The sequence below is a fragment of the Propioniciclava coleopterorum genome (assembly GCF_011393335.1).
In the GTDB taxonomy this organism is placed as follows: Bacteria; Actinomycetota; Actinomycetes; order Propionibacteriales; family Propionibacteriaceae; genus Propioniciclava; species Propioniciclava coleopterorum.
The window spans coordinates 3,165,487-3,185,789 of the sequence record NZ_CP049865.1; the positions used below are offsets into that span (position 1 = coordinate 3,165,487).

General features: G+C 72.4%; 21 protein-coding genes and 1 pseudogene. 18 read left to right on the top strand and 4 right to left on the bottom strand.

The features are described 5' to 3' along the window. Positions 1 to 172: 172 nt before the first annotated feature. Together G7070_RS14985 and mce are read right to left on the bottom strand one after the other, a co-directional pair. Positions 173 to 1,435: a DivIVA domain-containing protein gene (locus G7070_RS14985; protein ID WP_166234405.1), complete on the bottom strand. Its 1,263-nt coding sequence runs from the start codon at positions 1,433 to 1,435 to the stop codon at positions 173 to 175. A gap of 120 nt (positions 1,436 to 1,555) precedes the next feature. Then, positions 1,556 to 2,002, bottom strand: a complete 447-nt coding sequence (gene mce / locus G7070_RS14990; RefSeq protein ID WP_166234406.1) for a methylmalonyl-CoA epimerase — start codon at positions 2,000 to 2,002, stop codon at positions 1,556 to 1,558. Between the two features lie 198 nt (positions 2,003 to 2,200). On the opposite strand from mce, the gene G7070_RS14995 reads away from it, so the two are divergent. Continuing rightward, positions 2,201 to 2,356 (top strand): hypothetical protein, encoded by a 156-nt coding sequence (locus G7070_RS14995; protein ID WP_166234407.1) that lies wholly within the window; start codon positions 2,201 to 2,203, stop codon positions 2,354 to 2,356. A 1-nt stretch (position 2,357) separates the two neighbouring features. After that, positions 2,358 to 2,897 (top strand): PH domain-containing protein, encoded by a 540-nt coding sequence (locus G7070_RS15000; protein WP_246227147.1) that lies wholly within the window; start codon positions 2,358 to 2,360, stop codon positions 2,895 to 2,897. Here G7070_RS15000 and gluQRS read toward each other — a convergent pair. Next, positions 2,894 to 3,787 (bottom strand): tRNA glutamyl-Q(34) synthetase GluQRS, encoded by an 894-nt coding sequence (gene gluQRS, locus G7070_RS15005; RefSeq protein ID WP_166234408.1) that lies wholly within the window; start codon positions 3,785 to 3,787, stop codon positions 2,894 to 2,896. The two genes, G7070_RS15000 and gluQRS, sit on opposite strands and share 4 nt — an antisense overlap. 118 nt (positions 3,788 to 3,905) lie before the next feature. Here gluQRS and G7070_RS15010 point away from each other — a divergent pair, with 118 nt between their 5' ends. The 13 genes and pseudogenes from G7070_RS15010 to ilvC all read left to right on the top strand — a co-directional run bounded on the left by G7070_RS15010 (position 3,906) and on the right by ilvC (position 16,860). Then, positions 3,906 to 4,832 carry a helix-turn-helix transcriptional regulator gene (locus tag G7070_RS15010; protein ID WP_166234409.1) on the top strand — a complete coding sequence of 309 codons (927 nt, stop codon included), beginning with the start codon at positions 3,906 to 3,908 and terminating at the stop codon, positions 4,830 to 4,832. Next, positions 4,829 to 5,767, top strand: a complete 939-nt coding sequence (locus G7070_RS15015) for a helix-turn-helix transcriptional regulator (RefSeq protein WP_166234410.1) — start codon at positions 4,829 to 4,831, stop codon at positions 5,765 to 5,767. Before G7070_RS15010 ends, G7070_RS15015 begins: the two co-directional genes overlap by 4 nt. 30 nt (positions 5,768 to 5,797) lie before the next feature. After that, positions 5,798 to 6,004, top strand: a complete 207-nt coding sequence (locus tag G7070_RS15020; RefSeq protein WP_166234411.1) for a hypothetical protein — start codon at positions 5,798 to 5,800, stop codon at positions 6,002 to 6,004. A gap of 31 nt (positions 6,005 to 6,035) precedes the next feature. Then, positions 6,036 to 6,314: a Sec-independent protein translocase subunit TatA/TatB gene (locus G7070_RS15025; RefSeq protein WP_166234412.1), complete on the top strand. Its 279-nt coding sequence runs from the start codon at positions 6,036 to 6,038 to the stop codon at positions 6,312 to 6,314. Between the two features lie 7 nt (positions 6,315 to 6,321). Continuing rightward, the gene (tatC, locus tag G7070_RS15030; protein ID WP_166234413.1) at positions 6,322 to 7,140 is read left to right on the top strand and encodes a twin-arginine translocase subunit TatC; all 819 of its coding nucleotides are present in this window, start codon (positions 6,322 to 6,324) and stop codon (positions 7,138 to 7,140) included. After that, positions 7,137 to 8,039, top strand: coding sequence for a diacylglycerol/lipid kinase family protein (locus G7070_RS15035; RefSeq protein WP_166234414.1), 903 nt, complete (start codon positions 7,137 to 7,139; stop codon positions 8,037 to 8,039). The genes tatC and G7070_RS15035 overlap by 4 nt, the downstream gene beginning before the upstream one ends. Further along, positions 8,032 to 10,869: a DEAD/DEAH box helicase gene (locus G7070_RS15040; protein WP_246227148.1), complete on the top strand. Its 2,838-nt coding sequence runs from the start codon at positions 8,032 to 8,034 to the stop codon at positions 10,867 to 10,869. Before G7070_RS15035 ends, G7070_RS15040 begins: the two co-directional genes overlap by 8 nt. Positions 10,870 to 11,476: 607 nt before the next feature. Next, positions 11,477 to 12,001 (top strand): hypothetical protein, encoded by a 525-nt coding sequence (locus G7070_RS15045; protein WP_166234415.1) that lies wholly within the window; start codon positions 11,477 to 11,479, stop codon positions 11,999 to 12,001. Positions 12,002 to 12,044: 43 nt separating this feature from the next. Next, positions 12,045 to 12,824 carry an imidazole glycerol phosphate synthase subunit HisF gene (gene hisF / locus G7070_RS15050; protein ID WP_166234416.1) on the top strand — a complete coding sequence of 260 codons (780 nt, stop codon included), beginning with the start codon at positions 12,045 to 12,047 and terminating at the stop codon, positions 12,822 to 12,824. Beyond that, complete coding sequence (locus G7070_RS15055) at positions 12,821 to 13,240, top strand: HIT family protein (protein WP_166234417.1); 420 nt, start codon at positions 12,821 to 12,823, stop codon at positions 13,238 to 13,240. The genes hisF and G7070_RS15055 overlap by 4 nt, the downstream gene beginning before the upstream one ends. A gap of 229 nt (positions 13,241 to 13,469) precedes the next feature. Next, a pseudogene (locus tag G7070_RS15060) lies at positions 13,470 to 15,214 on the top strand (acetolactate synthase large subunit). Beyond that, the gene (gene ilvN, locus G7070_RS15065) at positions 15,211 to 15,744 is read left to right on the top strand and encodes an acetolactate synthase small subunit (protein WP_166234418.1); all 534 of its coding nucleotides are present in this window, start codon (positions 15,211 to 15,213) and stop codon (positions 15,742 to 15,744) included. Before G7070_RS15060 ends, ilvN begins: the two are co-directional and overlap by 4 nt. A gap of 87 nt (positions 15,745 to 15,831) precedes the next feature. Further along, a complete protein-coding gene (gene ilvC, locus G7070_RS15070) occupies positions 15,832 to 16,860 on the top strand; it encodes a ketol-acid reductoisomerase (protein ID WP_166234419.1) in 1,029 nt (342 codons plus the stop codon). 138 nt (positions 16,861 to 16,998) lie between these two features. Here ilvC and G7070_RS19480 read toward each other — a convergent pair whose 3' ends face one another. Next, positions 16,999 to 17,709, bottom strand: a complete 711-nt coding sequence (locus G7070_RS19480) for a LysM peptidoglycan-binding domain-containing protein (protein ID WP_166234420.1) — start codon at positions 17,707 to 17,709, stop codon at positions 16,999 to 17,001. A 188-nt stretch (positions 17,710 to 17,897) separates the two neighbouring features. Between G7070_RS19480 and G7070_RS19000 the strand changes: the two genes are divergently transcribed. Genes G7070_RS19000 through G7070_RS19010 form a run of 3 tightly spaced genes read left to right on the top strand, consistent with a single transcriptional unit; the run spans position 17,898 to position 20,301 of the window. Continuing rightward, positions 17,898 to 18,710, top strand: a complete 813-nt coding sequence (locus G7070_RS19000) for a P-type ATPase actuator domain-containing protein (protein ID WP_246227149.1) — start codon at positions 17,898 to 17,900, stop codon at positions 18,708 to 18,710. Beyond that, complete coding sequence (locus G7070_RS19005) at positions 18,707 to 19,273, top strand: hypothetical protein (protein ID WP_246227150.1); 567 nt, start codon at positions 18,707 to 18,709, stop codon at positions 19,271 to 19,273. The genes G7070_RS19000 and G7070_RS19005 overlap by 4 nt, the downstream gene beginning before the upstream one ends. Beyond that, entirely contained in the window at positions 19,195 to 20,301 is a 1,107-nt protein-coding gene (locus G7070_RS19010) for an HAD-IC family P-type ATPase (protein ID WP_246228054.1), read from the top strand. Before G7070_RS19005 ends, G7070_RS19010 begins: the two co-directional genes overlap by 79 nt. Positions 20,302 to 20,303: the final 2 nt, after the last annotated feature.

The window sequence follows — 20,303 nt, forward strand, 5'->3', positions numbered from 1 at the left end:
GCCGCGGCGCAGCCGCCGCCACCACCGCCGCGGGGGCTCGGACGCCGACGCGGCGCTCGCGGGGCCCGCCGGGACCCGCGGCCCCGAGGGGCCGTCCGGGGGGCGGGGGTGGTCCGCGCCTCCTCGGCCGGCGCCGCCTCGATCGCCGGCTCTGGGTCGGGGCTGGTGGAGGTCACGAGCCGGACTGCTCCTCGCGGTGGTCCTCGGCCTCGTCCGACCCCTCGGGGAGCGCGGCCTGCGGGTCGGCGTCCGGGGTGTCGGGCAGGACGACCTCGTCGGTCTCCGCCTCGGCGTCCACCTCCAGGGACGCATCCGCGTCCGTCCCGGCATCGACACCCTCGCCGAGGACGACGGGCTCGAGGGTGGGCTCGGGGGCCAGGTCCGCGAGCAGGGTCGGGATGGCGCCCGTGGCCTCGTCCTCGGGGAACTCCTCGGCGGTCTCGGTCGCGAGGCTCGACAGCTGCGCGAGCTGGGTGAGCAGCGCCTGCTTGCGCTGGCGCAGGTGGCGGTGCTCCCGCTTGAGGCGCTCGTTGCGGGCCACCAGCTCGGTGTCGGCGGTGGCCAGGCGCGACTCGGCGTCCGTCTTGGCCTGGGACAGGATCCCGGCGGCCTCCGTGATGGCGGCGGCCTTGATGTCCTCGGCCTCGGCGTAGGCCGCCTGCTGGCGGCCGCGCAGGTCCTCCGACGCCTGGCGCAGCGCGTCCTGCAGTTCCTCGGAGCGCCGGGTGGCGTCGCCCGAGGTCGTCCGCAGCCGCTCGGTCAGCTCGTTGTGCTCGGTCTGCAGCGCGGTCAGCGCCTCCTCCCGCTCCTGGGCGGATGCGGCGCGGACGGTGGCGGCCTCGTGCTGGGCCTGCGCCAGGAGCCGCTCGACCTCGCGGCGGGCGTCGGCCAGCAGCGCCTCGGCCTGGTGGGAGGCGTCGGCCAGCACCGCCTCGCGGTGCCGGTCGGCGGCGTCGCGCAGCCCGCCGGCCTCGACGCGGGCCGCCTCGAGCTCCTGGGTGGTCTGCCGCTCGAGATCGGAACGCAGGACGCGCAGCGACGCGATGCCCTCCTGGCGGGCGTCCTCGGCGGTGGCGGCGGCGTCGTTGCGGGTGCGCTCGGCCTCGTTGCGGGCCTCCTCCAGCATCGCCGACGCGCGCGACTGGGCGCGCTCGATGAGGTCGGACGCCTGCGCCTCGGCCACCTTGAGCAGGTTGGCGGTGTGCGCGCCCAGCTTGCTGAAGTCGGTGTCGTCGACCCGCAGGTTCGCGGCGGTCAGTTCGCGCTGCACCTCGCGGAGCTGGTGCTTGGCGACGGTGACCTGGCGTTCGAGGTCGCGGATGTAGTCGTCGACCGCCTTCTTGTCGTAGCCGAGCATCGCGTTGGGGAAGCCCCGCACCGCGCTCGCGTTGTCGTCGAACAAATCAAGGCCGTGCGGCTCTTGCTGCTGGCTCACCGGTCCATCCTTTCGGCCGAGGCTCGGGTCACGTTCGATGCTACTGCCGGGCGCGCGGCCCGGGCATGCGACAGGCCCGTCCCGAGGCGGTAATTCGGGGCGGGCCTGCTGCCGGGTGGATCAGTGGGCCGCGTTCGGGTTCGGCTCGACGAGCTCGAGCAGGACGCCGCCGGTGTCCTTGGGGTGGCAGAAGTTGATGCGGCTGTCGTTGGTGCCGCGCTTGGGCTCGGGGAACAGGAGGCGCACGCCGCGCTCCTTCAGGGTGGCGCTCACGGCGTCCAGGTCGGCGACGCGGTAGGCGAGCTGCTGCATGCCGGGGCCGTTGCGGTCGATGAACTTCGCGATCGTGGAGCTCTCGTTCAGCGGGGCCAGCAACTGGATCTGGGCGTTCTCGGCGAGCTGGTCGCCGGTGCCGATCATGGCCTCCTCGACGCCCTGCTCCTCGTTGGTCTCGCGGTGGAGCACGCGCCAGCCGAGCACGTTGGTGTGGAACTCGATGGCCTCGTCCAGGTTCGGGACGGCGAGACCGACGTGGTCGATGCAGACGAAGAGATCGGTGTTGTCCATGCCTCAAGCGTGGCACAGCGGCACCGCGCGCGTGGGGCGTCCGGTCGATTGGTCCGACCAGCCGCGCGGCGGGCCGGCACGCGGCGCACCCCGTTGGGGTGACGCGCGGCGCGCCCACCTGCGCGCGAGCCCCCTGTGCTGCCACACTTGAGGGGTTCCAGACCGCTGCAGCAGCCAGAACTTCCCCCTGGAGGACCCATGGGCAAATGGATCAAAACGATCGTGCTCGCTCTCATCGTGATGTTCGCGATCTTCTACCTCTACACGCGCCCCGAGGCGGCCGCGGACTTCATCAAGTTCATCTTCGGCATCTTCGACTCGATCGGGCGGTTCTTCGACTCGCTGGTGCGCTGACGTGGTCTCGCTGTCACGCTTCCTCCGCCCCGAGGCGTCACGGCGACTACTGGTCGACGAGGGTGAGTTCATCGTCGACGAGGTGAGCAAACACTGGGTCTGCTACGTCGTCCCCACGCTGATCGTGCTGGCCGGGACGGCGAGTCTGTTCGCCATGCCCGCGCTCGGGCCCGGCTGGTGGGTGGGGCTGCTCGCGGGGCTGGCGCTGGCGTGCGTGGGTTTCTACCGGATCCACGCGCAGTTCATGGACCGGTTCCTCATCACCAACATGCGCGTGTTCCGCGTCCACGGCATCGTCGACCAGCACATGGCGACCATGCCGATCGCGCGCATCCTCGACATCTCGGTGCGGCAGACCTTCCTGGGCCAGTTGCTCGGCTACGGCCACTTCGTGTTCGAGTCGGCGGCGCAGGACCAGGGGCTGAAGCAGATCAACTTCGTGCCGCGGATCGAGGAGCGCGACCTCACGATCCAGCGCGTCATCCAGCGCGCCGGCCTGCGCGCCCGCATGGAGGCCCCGGCCGACTGGGACGGCGTCTAGCCCGCGGGCTCCTCCCAGATCCACAGGCCCGGGCGCCGCTCCGGGTCGAACCGGGACGCCAGGTCCTCGGCGGTCACCGGCTCCCCGGGCTCGTTCAGGCCCAGCGAGGCCCCCAGCTCCGACAGGACCCGGCCGGCGTCCCAACCCTGGGCCGCCAGGTCGGCCAGCGTCACCGCGCCGTCCCGCTTGGCCAGCCGCTGGCCGCAGTCGTTCACGACCAGGCCCACGTGGGCGTACTCGGGTTCGGCGGCCCCCAGGCGCCGCGCCAGCCACGCCTGTCGCGGCGAACTGGACAGCAGGTCCTCGCCCCGGACCACCTGCGTGACGCCCTGGGCCAGGTCGTCGACGACGACGGCCAGGTTGTAGGCGTAGGCGCCGTCGTTGCGGCGGACCACGAAGTCGTCGATCTCGCCGGTCACCTCGCCGGCCCAGCGGTCGCGGACGGTGACGGTCGCCGCACCCGCGTCGACGCGGAGCGCGGGCGGACGCTCGGCGCGGCGGGCGGCCCGCTCGGCGGCGCCGAGGTGGCGGCACGTGCCCGGGTAGGGCCGGTAGCCGTCGGCGTGCGGGGCGGAGGCCGCCTCGGCGATCTCCCGGCGGGTGCAGTAGCACTCGTACACCGGCAGGCGCTCCAGGGCGCCGGCGTAGCGGTCGAGCCGCTCGGACTGGCGCACCACCGGTGCGTCCGAGCCGATGCCGAGCGCGGCGAGGTCGGCCAACTGTCGCTCGGCGGTGCCGTCGGCGGCGCGGACCCGATCCACGTCGAGGTCCTCGACCCGGATCAGGAAGTCCAGGCCGGTCGACCGGGCCATCAGCAGCGCGGCCAGCGCGGTGCGCAGGTTGCCCACGTGCAGGTCGGAGGTCGGGCTGGGCGCGAACCGTCCCGCCATGGCGTCCTCCTCCCGCCGCCCGGCGGGCGACCCGCCGCGAATCTAGCCGACGCGCCCGAGGGCCACCCGGGGCGCGCCGTTGGGCGCCGCGGGGCGCGCCCGCCGGTAGCCTGACGGGGTGTCCGCGCGCAAGTCCGAGAGGATCATGAACCTCACCATCTGCCTGCTGCTGGCGCGCCGTTTCGTCGAGCGCGAGCAGATCAGGGAACTCGTCGAGGGCTACCACGGGCTGTCGGACACCGCGTTCGAGCGGACGTTCGAGCGCGACAAGGAGGAACTGCGCACCCTCGGCGTCCCGGTGGAGACCGGCTCCAACTCGGTGCTGTTCCCCGACGACGTCGGCTACCGGATCCGGCGCCGGGACTTCGAACTGCCCGAGATCGACTTCGCGGCCGCCGAGTTGGCCGCGCTGGGCGTGGCCTCCACGGTGTGGGACGACGCCCGCCTGCAGGACGAGGCGGTCAAGGCGCTGGCCAAGCTGCGCGCCGCCGGACTGGACCCCGACGGCGCGCGGGTCGCCGGATTCGCCCCCTCGGTCGCCGCCCGCGAGCCGGGCTTCGAGGCGCTGTGGGACGCCACGCTGAGCGGGCGGCCCGTCGGGTTCGGCTACCGGGGCGTGGACCGGGTCGTGGAGCCCTGGCGGCTGCTGAGCCGGCACGGCGCCTGGTACCTCATCGGCTACGACCGCACCCGCGGCGCCGGTCGCTCGTTCAAGGTGTCCCGGCTGGAGGGCCCGCCCCGGCCGGCGCCCGGCACCGTCCGGCAGCCCGCCTCCGGCGAGGTGGAGCGGCACCTGGCCTCGCTGGCCGCGCGCCGCGACAAGGTCGCCACGCTGGCCGTCCGCGACGGCGCCGCGCACGAGCTGGTCCGGTTCGCCGAGCCGGCCGAGGCACCGGCGCCCGCCGGTTTCAGCGCCTGGCGCATCCGGACGTCCTCGGACGCCGGCGAGATCGCGTCCCACGGCTCCGACGTGATCGTGCTGGATCCGCCCGAACTGATCGACGCGGTCCGCGCCCACCTGGAGGCGGTGGCGGCGTGGGCATGACCTCCAGCAGCCAGGTGCCGCGGTTGCTCGCCCTGGTGCCCTACCTGCAGGCGCACCCGGACGCCGACCTGAAGGCCACCGCCGCCGTCTTCCACGTGACGCCGCGGCAACTCGTCGCCGACCTCAACGTGCTCTGGTACTGCGGGCTGCCCGGCGGCATGCCCGGCGACCTCATCGAGGTCGACATGGACGCCCTCGACGAGGGGCGGATCCGGCTGACCAACGCCGACTTCCTGGACCGGCCGCTGCGGCTGACGGTCGAGGAGGCGATGAGCCTCATCGTGGCCCTGGGCGCGCTGGAGGAGATGGCCGATGCGGGCCTGGCCCCGGCGGTGCGTTCCGCGCGCGCCAAGCTCGAGGCCGTGTTCGGCGCGGGGGACCGCGTCGGGGTGAGCGTGCAGGCCGGCGAGGAGGGCGTCCGCGGGGCGCTGGCGGACGCGCTGGGCCGGGGCGTCGCCGCCCGCCTGACCTACCACGGCGCCGCCCGCGGCGAGACGACGACGCCCACCGTCGAGCCCGCGGGTCTGGCCACGCGGGACGGCTACGGCTACCTGACCGCCTGGTCGCGCGAGCGCGGCGCCTGGCGCACCTACCGGCTCGACCGGATCTCCGCGGTCGAGCCGCTCGCCGACCCGGTCGGGGACCACGGCGAGCCGCCGCCGTTGGCGTCCGGCTGGCTGGACGCGCGGCCCGACGCCGCCGAGGTGACCCTCGACGTGCGCCCCGAGGGGCGCTGGATCGTGGAGTACCACCCGACGCTCGAGGTCACCGACCTGCCGGGCGGGCTCACCCGCGTCCGGCTGCTGGTGGCCGACCCGGCCTGGTTCCGCCGCCTGCTGCTGCGGCTCGGCCCCGCGGTCGCCGCCGTCGAGCCGACGCACGCCGCGGCGTCCGCGATCGAGGCGGCGCGGGAAGCGCTGTCCAGGGACGGCTGACCCGCGTCTGAGGTGGGGTAGGGTGCACCGGTGACCTGGGTCTGGATCGTCGCGGCCACCGCCGCCGTGGGGACGTGCGGAGCGCTGCTGCTCGCGCGGGACCTGCGCGCCAAGGTGGCGGCGCTCGGGGCCGAGGTCACCACCCTCACGGACACGGCCGGGGCGATCCGTGCCGAGTTCGAGCGGGTCGGGCCCGCACCCGCGTCCGGCGTGGGCGATCCCGACCGCACCGCCTAGACTGAGTTCCGTCACCTACCGAGGAGTAACAATGCCGTTCAACATGCAGGGCTGGGAATGGGTCATCCTGATCGTCCTCGCGCTCCTGATCTTCGGCGGTACCCGCCTGGCCGGCGCCGGCAAGAACGCCGGACGTGCGCTGCGCGAGTTCAAGGACGAGACGCGTCAGATCAAGGCCGACGACGAGAAGGCCAAGCGCGAGAAGGCCGAGCGCGACGCCCTCTCCCAGGGCACGCCGAACGCCCCGGTGGTCGACGAGGTCGTCGAGGCCGAGGTCGTCGAGCAGCCCGAGAAGCGCGACCAGGCCTGATCGCGCCATGGCCCGCCTGTCGCTGGGCTGGCTGAAACCCCCGAAGGCAGCGCCCGACGGGGTGATGTCGCTGGCCGATCACCTCCGGGAGCTGCGCTACCGGTTGATCATCGCGGCGATCGCGATCACGATCGCCGCGATCCTCGTCGCCGTCTTCTACGACCCGTTCTACAGGTTCCTGCTCGAGCCGTACCTCCAGGGCAAGGCCCTGATCCTGGAGAAGAACAACGAGCAGCAGGTGGACGCCGTCCTGAGCGGCATCACCTCCCCGCTCGTGCTCGCCCTGATGGTGTGCGCGGTCGGCGGGCTCGTGGTCAGCAGCCCGGTGTGGATCTACCAGATCTGGGCCTACCTGGCACCGGCGCTGCTCGCCAAGGAGAAGCGCTACGCGCTCGCGTTCCTGGGCGCGGCGGTGCCGCTGTTCCTGGCCGGGGTCGCCGTGGGGTACCTGATCATGCCGCAGGCCATCGCCGTGATGCTGGGGTTCACCCCCGTCGCGGTCGGCAACCTGATCTACGTCGACGACTTCCTCAAGCTGATGTTCCAGCTCATGATCGTGTTCGGGCTGGGCTTCATCATGCCGGTCATCGTCGTGACGCTGAACCTCGTCGGAGTGGTCTCCGCGAAGGCCCTGGCCTCCGCGCGACCCTACGTGCTGTTCGGCTGCGCCATCTTCGGTGCCGCGGCCACCCCCGGCGGCGACCCGTTCTCGATGCTCGCGTTGGCGATCCCGATGATGCTGCTCTTCTTCATCGCCGAGCTGATCTGCAAGGCCAACGACAAGCGCCGCGCCAAGCGGCTCGGGACGGACCTGGTCGCCGCATGAGGCGCGTGGCCCTCGTGGTCAACCCCGAAGCGGGGCACGGCAGCGGCCGGCTGCTCACGCCCAGGATCGAGTCGAGCCTGCGGGACGCGGGCGTCGAGCCCGCCACGACCCTCGCCGAGTCCGCCGAGCACGCGGCCGCCGCCTGCGTCGAGGCGATCGCGTCCGGCGCGGACGGCCTGGCCGTGGTGGGCGGGGACGGCATGGCGCACATCGGTCTGAACGCCGCCGCCGGCACGGGGGTCGCCCTCGGCGTCGTGCCCGCCGGCACCGGCAACGACTTCGCCCGCGGCCTCGGCATCCGGAACTGGCGCGACGGGCTGGCGGCCATCGCCCGCGGGCGCACCGGGACGGTCGACCTCACCGAGGTGACCGGGGAGTTGTACGAGGGGCAACGCCGCTACGTCGGCTGCGTGGTCTCCACCGGCTTCGACGAGCGGGTGAACTTCCGCGCCAACAACGCCGGCCTGGACCTGGGGACCCTATCGTATCTGGGCGCCCTGCTGGCCGAACTGCGCTCGTTCCGGCCGCTGCGCTACCGGCTGGTCGTCGACGGCGTCGAGCGCGAACTGGACGCCATGCTGATCGCGGTCGCCAACGTGGGCATCTTCGGGGGCGGCATCAGGATCGCTCCGGGCTACGACCTCACCGACGGGCTGCTGGACGTCACCATCGTGCACCCGGTGTCCCGGCTGCGCCTACTGACGCTGTTCCCGCGGCTGCGCGGCAAGAACTTCGTCCAGCACCCCTGCCTGGAGTACCTGACGGCGTCCGAGGTGATCGTCGACGGCCCCGGCCTGCACGGCATGGCCGACGGCGAGCCCCTGGGACGGCCGCCGCTCACCTGCACCGCGGCGCCCGGAGCGCTGACCATCTTCACCCCCGGAGGACGCGGTGACTGAGACCCCGGACGACGACCGCACCACCCCGGCGGAGCGTCGGGAGCCGGACCCGATCGGCGCCGAGGTGGTCGGTGAGCAGCGGTTCCCCGCGCCCGGGCCGGCCTACGCCGAGTTCGAGGCGGCCTTCCCGTTCGCGCTGGACCCCTACCAGCGCGACGGCTGCGCCGTCGTGGAGGCGGGCGCCGGCGTCCTGGTGGCGGCGCCGACGGGGGCGGGCAAGACCGTCGTGGGGGAGTTCGCGGTGTTCCTGGCGCTGCGCCAGGGCAAGCGCTGCTTCTACACCACGCCCATCAAGGCGCTGAGCAACCAGAAGTACCACGACCTGGTCGAGCGGTTCGGGACGCACCGCGTCGGCCTGTTGACCGGTGACACCTCGATCAACGGTGACGCCGACGTGGTCGTCATGACGACCGAGGTGCTGCGCAACATGATCTACGCCGGCTCCTCGGCGCTGCGGAACCTGGGCTTCGTCGTGATGGACGAGGTGCACTACCTCGCCGACCGGTTCCGCGGCGCGGTCTGGGAGGAGGTCATCATCGGCCTGGCGCCCAGCGTGCAGCTGGTGTCGCTGTCGGCGACGGTCTCCAACGCCGAGGAGTTCGGCGACTGGCTCGGTGAGGTGCGCGGCGACGTCCGGGTGGTGCTGAGCGAGCGGCGTCCGGTGCCGCTGTTCCAGCACGTGATGGCCGGACGCCGGCTCTACGACCTGTTCAGCGACGAGGCGCCCACGGCGTCCGCGCTGCCGGTGAAGGGCGACGTCAACCCCGAACTCGTCAAGCTGGCCAAGTCGGACGCCAAGTACGTCCGCGACGACAGCCGCACCCGCCGCGGCCGGCGGACGCGGGACCGGATCGAGCGCAACCAGGCCGGACGCGGCGACCGCGGCCCGAACCTGGTTCCCCGCCGCGACGGCGCGGTGGAGAAGCTCGAGGCCGAGGGCCTGCTGCCGGCGATCTACTTCATCTTCAGTCGGGTGGGCTGCGACGCCGCCGTGGGCCAGCTGCTGCACTCCGGCCTGCGGCTCACCACGCCCGACGAGCGGGCCCGCCTGGAGGCGATCGCGGACGCCGTGGCGTCGGGACTGAGCCCAGAAGACCTGGACGCGCTGGAGTTCGGCACGTTCCGCGAGGGGCTGCGCCGCGGGATCGCCGCCCACCACGCCGGCATGCTCCCGGCGTTCAAGGAGGCCGTCGAGCAGGGCTTCGTCGAGGGTCTGGTCAAGGTCGTGTTCGCCACCGAGACGCTCGCGCTGGGCATCAACATGCCCGCCCGCAGCGTCGTGCTGGAGAAGCTGGTCAAGTACAACGGCGAGGCCCACGTCGACATCACGCCGGGGGAGTACACCCAGCTCACCGGGCGGGCCGGGCGGCGCGGCATCGACGTCGAGGGACACGCGGTCGTGCTGTGGCAGCGCGACATCGACCCGCGGCAGGTCGCGGGGTTGGCGTCCCGGCGCACCTACCCGCTGCGGAGCTCGTTCAGCCCCACCTACAACATGGCGGTCAACCTGGTCGGGCGGGTCGGGCCCGAACGGGCCCGGGGCCTGCTGGAGCAGTCGTTCGCGCAGTACCAGACCGACAAGTCGGTGGTCGGCGTCGCCCGCGCGGTGGCCCGCAACACCGACCGGATCGCCGCCCTGTGGCGCGACGCCGCCTGCGAGGCCGGCGACTTCGAGGCGTACGCCCGGGGGCGTGCCGAGATCAAGCGGCTCGAGAACGAGTCCGCCAAGAGCCGGCGCACCGACCGCCGCGCCGAGGCGATCTCCGCGCTGCTGGAGCTGGTGCCCGGCGACATCATCGGCGTGCCGGCGGGCCGGCACGAGGGGTGGGCCGTCGTGGTCGACCCCGGCAAGCGGGACCGCGGCAACCCCACGCCCACCGTGATGACCGAGCAGCGCCAGCTCAAGAAGCTCTCGCTCACCGACTTCCCCTCGCCGCCGGCGGTGGCGGGCCGGATGCGGGTGCCCAAGCACTTCGACCCCCGGCAGGCCAAGGACCGGCGCAACCTGTCGGCGGCCTTCCACAGCAAGCTGGCGGGGATCGACACCCGCGCGTCCCGCTACGTGCCCGCCGCGATGGACGCCGAGGTCACCGAGAAGATCGACGCGCTGCGCGCCGAGTTGAAGGCGCACCCCGTGCACGGCTGCCCCGACCGCGAGGCGCACTCCCGTGCCGCGGAGAAGGCGCTTCGGCTGGAGCGCGACACCGCCGACCTGCGCCGCCAGGTCGAGCGCCGCTCCAACACCATCGCGCTGCGCTTCGACCGGATCTGCTCGGTGCTGCGCGCGCTGGGCTATCTCTCCGGGGACGGCCGACGCGTCACGCCCGCCGGCGCGATGCTGGCCCGGATCTACTCCGAGCTGGACCTGGTGGCGGCCGAGGCGATCCGCGCCGGGGTGTTCGACGAACTCACCGCGCCCGAGTTCGCCGCGGTGGCGAGCAGCCTGACCTACGAGTCCCGCGGCGGGGAGCAGAAGCGTCCGGCGCGGATGCCGAACCGCTCCACCGAGATCGCCCAGTCGGCGATCCGGCACATCTGGCGCGACCTGTCGCTGATGGAGCGCGACCACAAGCTGGATCCCTCCCGCGACCCCGACATCGGCTTCGCCGAGGCCACGTTCGCGTGGGCGTCCGGCGAGGACCTGGCCGGCATCCTGGCGGCCACCGACCTGACCGCGGGCGACTTCGTCCGCTCGATGCGCATGGTGATCGACCTGCTCGGCCAACTCGCGGACGCCGCCGGCCAGGGCGTCGTGCGCGCGACCGCCCGCGAGGCGATCGACATGCTGCGTCGCGGCGTGGTGAGCGCCGCCTACGACGAGGACGACTGACCCGTAGCGCCCGGCTGCTCATCCGCGTCCGCGCGCCCGCGTCCGCGACGGCGCCCGTCCCGCGACGGCGCCCGTCCCGCGACGGCGCCCGTCCCGCGACGGCGCCTCAATGGTCGCAGTCGCCCCCTTTCGGGACGAGGCGCCCCCGTTCGTGGCGAGTCGCCCCCGTTCGGGACGAGGCGCCCCCGTTTGGGACGAGGCCGCCCCGTTGGTCGCAGACGCCCGCGTTCCTGCGGGGGTATCTGACGCAAACGGGGGCGTCTGTGCGACGCGGCGTCCGCATTCGTCGTAGCCGCCCCCGTTCGTGACGAGCCGCCCCCTTCTGGGACGAGCCGCCCCCACTCGGGGCGAGCCGCCCCCGTTCGGGACGAGGCGCCCCCTTTTGGGACGAGTTGCCCCCGTTGAACGCAGACGCCCCCGTTCCTGCGGGGGCGTCTGACGCAAACGGGGGCGGCTGCAACAACCACCACCTCATCAGCGGGCAGGAGCGGCCAGACCCGCCCCGACCGGGCAATCCGGGCCACCACGCACGCGGGAGCCGCCGCGGCGCTAGCCTCGCTCCCGGGCGTCCGCCGGTGCCCGCAGGCCCGAAGGATGTGCCCCGACCATGCTCGACACGCTGCGCACCGTCCTGGCGCGCGCCCTCATCGTCGCCGGGCGCGTCCTGCTCGTGGCGACGGTCCTGATGGCCGTCTGGGTCGGGTACCGGGCGGCGTCGGTGACCGAGAGCGAGGTCGTCGGCCTGTTCGTCCTGCTGGCGGCGTCCGGCTCGGTGTGGCCGATGCTGCTGCTGCCGATGGCCTCGGCGGCGCTGGCCACCACCGGGGGAGGGATCTCCGCGGAGACGGTGCTCGGCAGGCGGTCCGTGGCGGAGGTGCGCGTCGTGCACGCCCTGCGCCTCCCGGGCCACGTGTGGGGCTACCAGGTCGAGGTGGTGCTGGGGCGAGGCTGGCTGATCGTCGCATCGTCGGAACTGTGGGAGTGGCCGGACGACTACGGGCTGGGCGCCGTGCCGCAGGTCATCCACCCGTGGTGGACCGGCTGGCTGGTCATGGCGGGCTGGATGCTCGGCGGGCTCGCCGCGATCGCGCTCGGGTTCGGGCTGCTCGCCTGGCTGGTCCCCGCCGGGTGAACCCGGTCCGCTGAACCCCGCTGCGATGGATAGGGTGGCGCGCATGAGCGTCGCGATCCGTGTCATCCCCTGCCTCGACGTCGACGGCGGCCGCGTGGTCAAGGGCGTCAACTTCACCAACCTGCGCGACGCGGGGGACCCCGTCGAGCTGGCCCGCGCCTACGGCGATCAGGGCGCCGACGAGGTGACCTTCCTCGACATCTCGGCGTCCGCGGACGGCCGCGCCACCACGTACGAGATGGTCACCCGCACCGCCGAGACGGTGTTCATCCCGCTCACCGTCGGCGGCGGCGTCCGGGGCGTCGACGACGTCGACCGGCTGCTGCGCTGCGGCGCCGACAAGGTCGGCATCAACACCGGGGCGATCGCCCGCCCGCAGGCCATCGCCGAGATCGCCGAGCGCTTCGGCGACCAGGTCGTCGTGCTGAGCGTGGACGCCCGCCGCGAGCCCGACCAACCGTCCGGCTTCGGCGTCACCACGCACGGCGGCCGCCGCTCCGCCGGCCTGGACGCCCTGGAGTGGGCGCGCCGCGCTGTCGACCTGGGTGCGGGGGAGATCCTGCTCAACTCCATGGACGCCGACGGCACCACCGCCGGCTTCGACCTGGCGATGATCGAGGCCGTTCGCGCCGCGGTCGACGTCCCGCTGATCGCCTCGGGCGGCGCCGGCACGGTGCAGCACTTCGTGGACGCCGCCCGCGTGGGCGCCGACGCCGTGCTGGCCGCCTCGGTGTTCCACTACGGCACCCTGTCCATCGCCCAGGTCAAGGCCGGCCTCGCCGAGGCCGGATTCGAGGTCCGCATCGAAAGGCCGATCGCATGAGCGAGCATGTCACCGATCCCGACTGCCTCTTCTGCCGCATCGTGGCGGGAGAGATCGGAAGCCGGCAGGTCCACGCCGACGACACCGCAGTCGCCTTCCTGGACCTCGCGCCCTTCAAGACCGGGCACACCCTGGTGGTGCCGCGCACCCACGTCACCGATGCCCTCGCCGGGCCCGAGGTGCTGGCCGCGATCGCCCCGGCCATCGCCGCGACGGGGCGGCTCCTCATGGACCGCCTGGGGGCGACCGGTCTGAACATCCTGTCCAACGTCGGCCCGGACGCCGGCCAGTCGGTGTTCCACCTGCACGTGCACCTGGTGCCGCGCTACGCCGACGATCCGGGCACCGACGCGCTGGTGACGCGCACCGCCGACCCGGACCTCGACGCGGTGCACGCCGCGATCACGGGCGCCTGAGAAAAATGGGCGTCCATCATGTGGGATGTGGGGCGTCCACGTTGCGGGACAGCGCCCCGAGAGGGCTATGCTCGCCACGTGCACATGATCGCTCTCGTAGTTCGCAAGCGCGTCGCCTGACGGCAACGTCTTCGACGACGCGCTCCCTCGTACGCCCATATCGGCGACGGGGGTTTTTCTTTGCAACGAGGCAGTCCGCACACCGAACCGATCGAAGGGGATGATCACGATGACGCAGGAGCAGCAGCCCAAGACGTTGACCGGAGCCCAGGCGCTGGTCGAGTCGCTGGAGCGCCTCGGGGTCGACGTCGTATTCGGCATCCCGGGCGGCGCGATCCTTCCGGCCTACGACCCGCTGGGCCAGAGCGAACTCGTCAACCACATCCTCGTCCGCCACGAGCAGGGCGCGGCGCACGCCGCCGAGGGCTACGCCATGACCACCGGACGCGTCGGCGTCTGCATGGCCACCTCCGGGCCGGGCGCCACCAACCTGGTGACCGGCATCGCGGACGCCTACCTCGACTCGGTGCCGATCGTGGCCATCACCGGCCAGGTGGCCTCGGGCGCCATCGGCACCGACGCCTTCCAGGAGGCCGACATCCGGGGCATCACGTTCCCGATCACGAAGCACTCCTTCCTGATCACGCGGCCCCAGGACATCCCCGGCGCGCTCAAGGCGGCGTTCCACATCGCCGCGACCGGACGCCCCGGGCCCGTCCTGGTCGACATCTCCAAGGACGCGCTGGCGGCCACCGCGCCGTTCGTGTGGCCCACCGAGCTCGACCTGCCCGGCTACAAGCCCACCGTGACGCCGCACGCCAAGCAGATCCGCGAGGCGGCCCGCCTGATCCGGGACGCGCAGCGTCCGGTGCTGTACGTGGGCGGCGGCATCGTGAAGGCCGAGGCGTACGAGGCCCTGGCCGAGCTGGTGAAGATCACGCAGATCCCGCTCGTCACGACGCTGATGGCGCGCGGCGCGTTCCCCGACAGCGACCCGCTGAACATGGGCATGCCCGGCATGCACGGCACCGTGTCGGCGGTGGCCGCGCTGCAGAAGGCCGACCTGCTCATCACGCTCGGCGCCCGCTTCGACGACCGCGTCACGGGCAAGCTGGACACGTTCGCCCCAACGCCAAGGTGATCCACGCCGACGTCGACCCGGCCGAGATCGGCAAGAACCGCAACCCCGACGTCCCGATCGTGGGCGACGTCAAGCTGGTGATCGAGGCGCTGAACGAGGTGCTGCGCGGCGAGGATTCCGCCGACCACAGCGCCTGGACGGCCTACCTGCAGGGGCTCAAGACCAAGTACAAGGTCGAGCCGGAGACCACGAAGGACGGCCAGCTCAGCCCCGAGTACGTCATCAAGCGGATCGGTGAGCTGTCCGGCGACGCCTACTACGTCGCCGGCGTCGGCCAGCACCAGATGTGGGCCGCGCACCTGCTGCCGTTCGAGAAGCCCGGCCGCTGGCTCAACAGCGGCGGCGCCGGGACGATGGGCTACTGTGTGCCGGCCGCCATGGGCGCGCAGGTCGGCGTCCCGGGCGAGCTGGTGTGGGGCATCGACGGCGACGGCTGCTTCCAGATGACCAACCAGGAGCTCGTCACCTGCACGCTGAACAACATCCCCATCAAGATCGCGGTGATCAACAACGAGTCCCTGGGCATGGTGCGGCAGTGGCAGACGCTGTTCTACGGCGAGCGCTACTCCAACACCGACCTCAACAGCCGCCGGGTTCCCGACTTCCCGATGCTCGCCGAGGCGATGGGGGCCGTCGGCCTGCGCGCCGAGACGCCCGAGGAGGTCGACGAGGTCATCAAGAAGGCCCTCGAGATCAACGACCGCCCGGTGGTGGTGGAGTTCCTGGTCCACAAGGACGCGATGGTGTGGCCGATGGTCCCGGCCGGCACCAGCAACGACGACATCCTGATCGCCAAGGACCTGGCGCCCGACTGGGAGGAAGAGATCCTGTGAAGACCCACACGCTGAGCGTCCTCGTCGAGAACAAGCCGGGCGTCCTGGCCCGCATCTCGGGGCTGTTCGCCCGACGCGGCTACAACATCGAGTCCCTGGCGGTCGGCCCGACCGAGCGTCCCGAGCTGAGCCGGATCACCGTCCAGGTCGGCGCCAACGCCCCCGAGGTGCTGGAGCAGATCACCAAGCAGCTCAACAAGCTCGTCGAGGTCATCAAGATCGTCGAGCTCGAGGACACCGCGGTGCGCCGGGAGCTGATCCTCATCAAGCTGAAGGCCGACCCGGTCGCCCGCAGCCAGATCATCGACATCGTGCAGTTGTTCCGCGGCAAGACCGTCGACGTGCACAACGACTCGATGGTCATCGAGGCCACCGGCAGCCCGGACAAGCTGGAGGCGCTGCTGGAGATGCTGCGGCCCTACGGCGTCCGCGAGTTGGTGCAGTCCGGCCTCGTCGCACTCGGCCGCGGCTCCAAGTCGCTCACCGACCGTTCCACCCGCGGCGAGCGGCTCAAGCCGTCCGCCCACTGAACCCCGGGGCGGCGTCCCGACGACGACGCCCCTTCGACCGGTGCTCACGCACCGCCGAACCGTCCACAACAAGGAAGAGATTCACTCATGGCTGAGATGTTCTACGACGACAACGCCGACATGGCCGTCATCCAGGGCCGTACGGTCGCGGTCATCGGGTACGGCTCGCAGGGCCACGCCCACGCGATGAACCTGCGCGACTCCGGCGTCGACGTCCGCATCGGCCTGAAGGAGGGCTCCAAGAGCCGCGCCAAGGCCGAGGCCGAGGGCTTCCGCGTCGTCTCGGTGGCCGACGCCGCCGCCGAGGCCGACCTGATCATGATCCTGGCGCCCGACCAGCACCAGCGGAAGATCTACACCGAGTCGATCGAGCCGAACCTGCAGCCCGGCGACGCGCTGTTCTTCGCCCACGGCTTCAACATCCGCTACGGCTACATCACCGCGCCCGAGGGCGTCGACGTCTGCATGGTCGCGCCGAAGGGCCCGGGCCACCTGGTGCGCCGCGAGTACGCCGAGGGCCGGGGCGTCCCGGTCATCGTCGCGGTCGAGGAGGACGCCACCGGCAACGCGTGGCCCCTGGCGCTGAGCTACGCCAAGGCGATCGGCGGCCTGCGCGCCGGCGGCATCAAGACCACCTTCACCGAGGAGACCGAGACCGACCTGTTCGGCGAGCAGGCCGTGCTGTGCGGCGGCGCGTCCGCGCTGGTCCAGGCCGGGTTCGAGACCCTCGTCGAGGCCGGCTACCAGCCCGAGGTCGCCTACTTCGAGTGCCTCCACGAGCTCAAGCTGATCGTCGACCTCATGTACGAGGGCGGCATCGCCAAGCAGCGCTGGAGCGTCTCCGACACCGCCGAGTTCGGCGACTACGTGTCGGGCCCCCGCGTCATCGACGCGCGGGTCAAGGAGAACATGAAGGCCGTCCTGGCCGACGTGCAGAACGGCGCGTTCGCCAAGCGCTTCATCGACGACCAGGACGCCGGCGCGCCGGAGTTCAAGGCGTTCCGCGAGAAGGGCGAGGCGCACCCGATCGAGGCCACCGGCCGCGAGCTGCGCAAGCTGATGGCGTGGGTCAAGAGCCACGACGACGACTACGTCGAGGGCACCGCGGCCCGCTGACCAGCGGCCACGCACGACGCGAGGGGCGTCGGGACCACTCCGGTCCCGGCGCCCCTCGCGCGTCCGGCCCGAGGAGGTGCGGACGACGAACGGCGGGGCACCCCGCTCAGGAGTGCCCCGCCGTGGGGGAGGCTCGGATCAGCCGATGGCCAGCTTCTGGCCGACGAAGATCAGGTTGGGGTCGGAGACCTTGCCCTTGTTGAGGCTCCACAGCGTGCGCCAGCCGCCGTCGACGTGGTTCGCCACCGCGAGCTCGCTCAGGGTGTCGCCGGGCTTCACGGTGATGAACCGCTTGCCGGTCGTCTCGGTGGCCTTGACGGTGGTCGCACGCTTCGGCGTGGCCTTCTTCGTGGTGGTGGCCTTGGCGGTGGTCGCCTTGGTCGTGGTCGACTTCGCCGGGGTGGTCTTCTTGGCCGGCGTGGCCTTCTGCGTGGAGGCCTTCTGCGTCGTGGCCTTCTTGGTGGTGGTCGCGCGGGGGGCCTCGGCGGTGCCGCCGGACGCGCCACCGTTGCTCTTGGTGAGGCCGGCCTTCTTGGAGCAGACGGGCCACGCGCCCGGGCCCTGGCCCGCCAGGACCTTCTGCGCGACGGCGATCTGCTGCGCCTTGGTGGCCTGCGCGGCCGTGGGGGCGTAGGCGGTGCCGCCGTAGGCGCGCCACGTGGACGGGCTGAACTGCAGGCCGCCGTGGTAGCCGTTGCCGGTGTTGATGGACCAGTTGCCGCCGGACTCGCACTGCGCGACCGAATCCCAGACATCTGCGTGAGCCGGCGCGGCGAGAGCGACGGAGCCGCCGACTGCAACGGCCGTGGTGGCCGCGAGGGCGAGCAGACGCTTCGGAGTGTTGTTCATGGGTGTCCTTTCCTGCGGAATCCCCCGAGGCTCGATGCTCCGCCGGAGGACGTGGTTTCAGACTAAGTCAAAGTCTGAGAAAAACCAAAGCAATCTCTGGGCTGATTCTCAGATTCATCGGGCACCGTCGGCCGGCAGCCGCCGGGCGGACCCGTGAATCGGGCCGTGGATCTGGCATTCTTGCCCGCGTGCAGGACACGCGAACCGCAGGACTCACGCAGCAGGAGGTGGCCGCCCGCGTCGCCGCCGGCCAGGTCAACACCCTTCCGCCCCGCAGCGGTCGGACGGTCGCGCAGATCGTGCGCGACAACGTCTTCACCCGGATCAACGCGATCCTGGCCGTGCTGCTGGTCATCGTGCTGGCCACCGGCTCGTGGATCAACGCCGCCTTCGGCCTGCTGATCATCGCCAACTCCGCGATCGGCATCATCCAGGAGCTCCGGGCCAAGCGCACCCTCGACGCGCTGGCCGTCGTGGGGGAGGCGCAGCCGCTGGTGCGCCGCGCCGAGGGGACGCGCCGGCTGCCCCGCGACGAGGTCGTGCTTGACGACCTCATCGAGCTCGCCCCCGGCGACCAGGTCGTCGTCGACGGTGAGGTGCTGGAGGCCGACTACCTCGAGGTGGACGAGAGCCTCCTGACCGGCGAGGCCGACCCGGAGCCCAAACAGGCCGGCGACCCGGTGATGTCGGGCAGCTTCGCCGTGGCCGGCTCCGGGCTCTACCGGGCCACCAAGGTCGGCGCGGACGCCTACGCCGCCCAACTGGCGGCCGAGGCGTCCCGCTTCACGCTGGTGCACTCGGAGCTGCAGTCGGGCATCAACCGCATCCTGCGCTTCATCACGTGGCTGCTCATCCCCGTCGGCCTCGCCACGATCGTGGTGCAGCTCACCCTGACCGACATGCCCTGGCGCCGGGCGGTGCTCGCCATGGCCGGCGCGCTGGTTCCCATGGTCCCCGAGGGACTGGTGCTCATCACCTCCATGGCGTTCGCGCTCGGGTGATCCGGCTGGGGCGGCAGAAGGTGCTGGTGCAGGAACTCGCCGCGATCGAGGGCCTCGCCCGGGTCGACGTCGTCTGCGCCGACAAGACCGGCACACTGACCGAGAACGGGATGCGGTGCCGCAGCGTCGTCCCGCTCGCCGAGCTGGGGGAGGGGCGGCTGCGCGAGGCGCTGGCCAACCTGGCCGCCGGCGACCCGCACCCCAACGCGTCCCTGACCGCGATCGGGGAGGAGGTCGGCGCTCCACCCGTCCCCTGGACGCCCACGGACCGGGCCCCCTTCACCTCGGCCAAGAAGTGGTCGGGCGTCTCGTTCGCGGGCGAGGGGGCCTGGGTGCTGGGGCCCCCGACGTGCTCGCGAGCGGCGAGGTCGCCGCCCGGGCCGAGGAGATGGCCGCGGGCGGCCTGCGCGTCCTGCTGCTCGGCCGGGCCGAGACCGTGCAGGGCGCCGGCGCGCCGGGACGCGTCGACCCCGTCGGGCTCGTGGTGCTGGAGCAGCGCGTCCGGCCGGACGCCCGCGCGACGCTGGAGTACTTCCGCGACCAGGACGTCGCCGTCAAGGTGATCTCGGGCGACAACGCCCGCTCGGTGGGGGCCGTGACCTCGACGCTGGGCGTCGTCACGGGGGCGCCGGTGGACGCGCGCAGCCTCGACACGCCCGAGAAGCTCGCCGGGGCCGTGGAGGAGCACCAGGTCTTCGGCCGCGTGACCCCCGACCAGAAGCGCGCCATGGTCGCGGCGCTGCAGGCGGGCGGACACACGGTGGCGATGACCGGCGACGGCGTCAACGACGTGCTGGCGCTCAAGGACGCCGACCTGGGCGTCGCCATGGGGTCGGGAGCCTCGGCGACGCGCGCCGTCGCCAAGATCGTGCTGCTCGACGACCGCTTCGCCACCCTGCCCAGCGTCGTGGCGGAGGGCCGGCGCGTCCTGGGCAACATCGAGCGCGTCGCCAACCTGTTCCTGACCAAGACCGTCTACTCGGCGATGCTGGCGCTGCTCGTCGTGCTGTGGCGCGTGCCCTTCCCGTTCCAGCCGATCCACGTGACCATCACAGGCTGGTTCACCATCGGCATCCCGGCGTTCCTGCTGTCGCTGGCCCCCAACAACGAGCGCGCGCGCCCCGGATTCGTGCAGCGCGTCATGCGGCTCGGCCTGCCCGCGGGGATCGTCGTGGCGACCACCACCTTCATCACCTACCTGCTGCTCTACCCGGGCGGGCAGCCCGACGCCACCACGACGCAGCAGGTGGCCGCCGGCACCCTGGCGTGCCTCATCATCGGCGCCACGTGGGTGCTGTCGGTGGTCGCGCGCCCGTACCGCTGGTGGCGCGTCGGTCTGGTCGCCACCGCCTACCTCGCCTACGCGCTGATCTTCTGGCTGCCCGCGACGCAGCGGCTCTTCCTGCTCGACACCTCCAACGGCGCGATGATGCAGACCGGCGTCCTGATGGGCCTGCTGGCGGCGGCGCTCGTCGAGGCGACGTGGTGGATCCGTGCCAAGGTGTTCGGCGCTCCGGCGGTGCTGTGGGTGCGTCCCGACGCGCCGGACGAGCCGGTCGCGCCCCAGCCGGAGGAACCCCGGCCCAGCTGAGG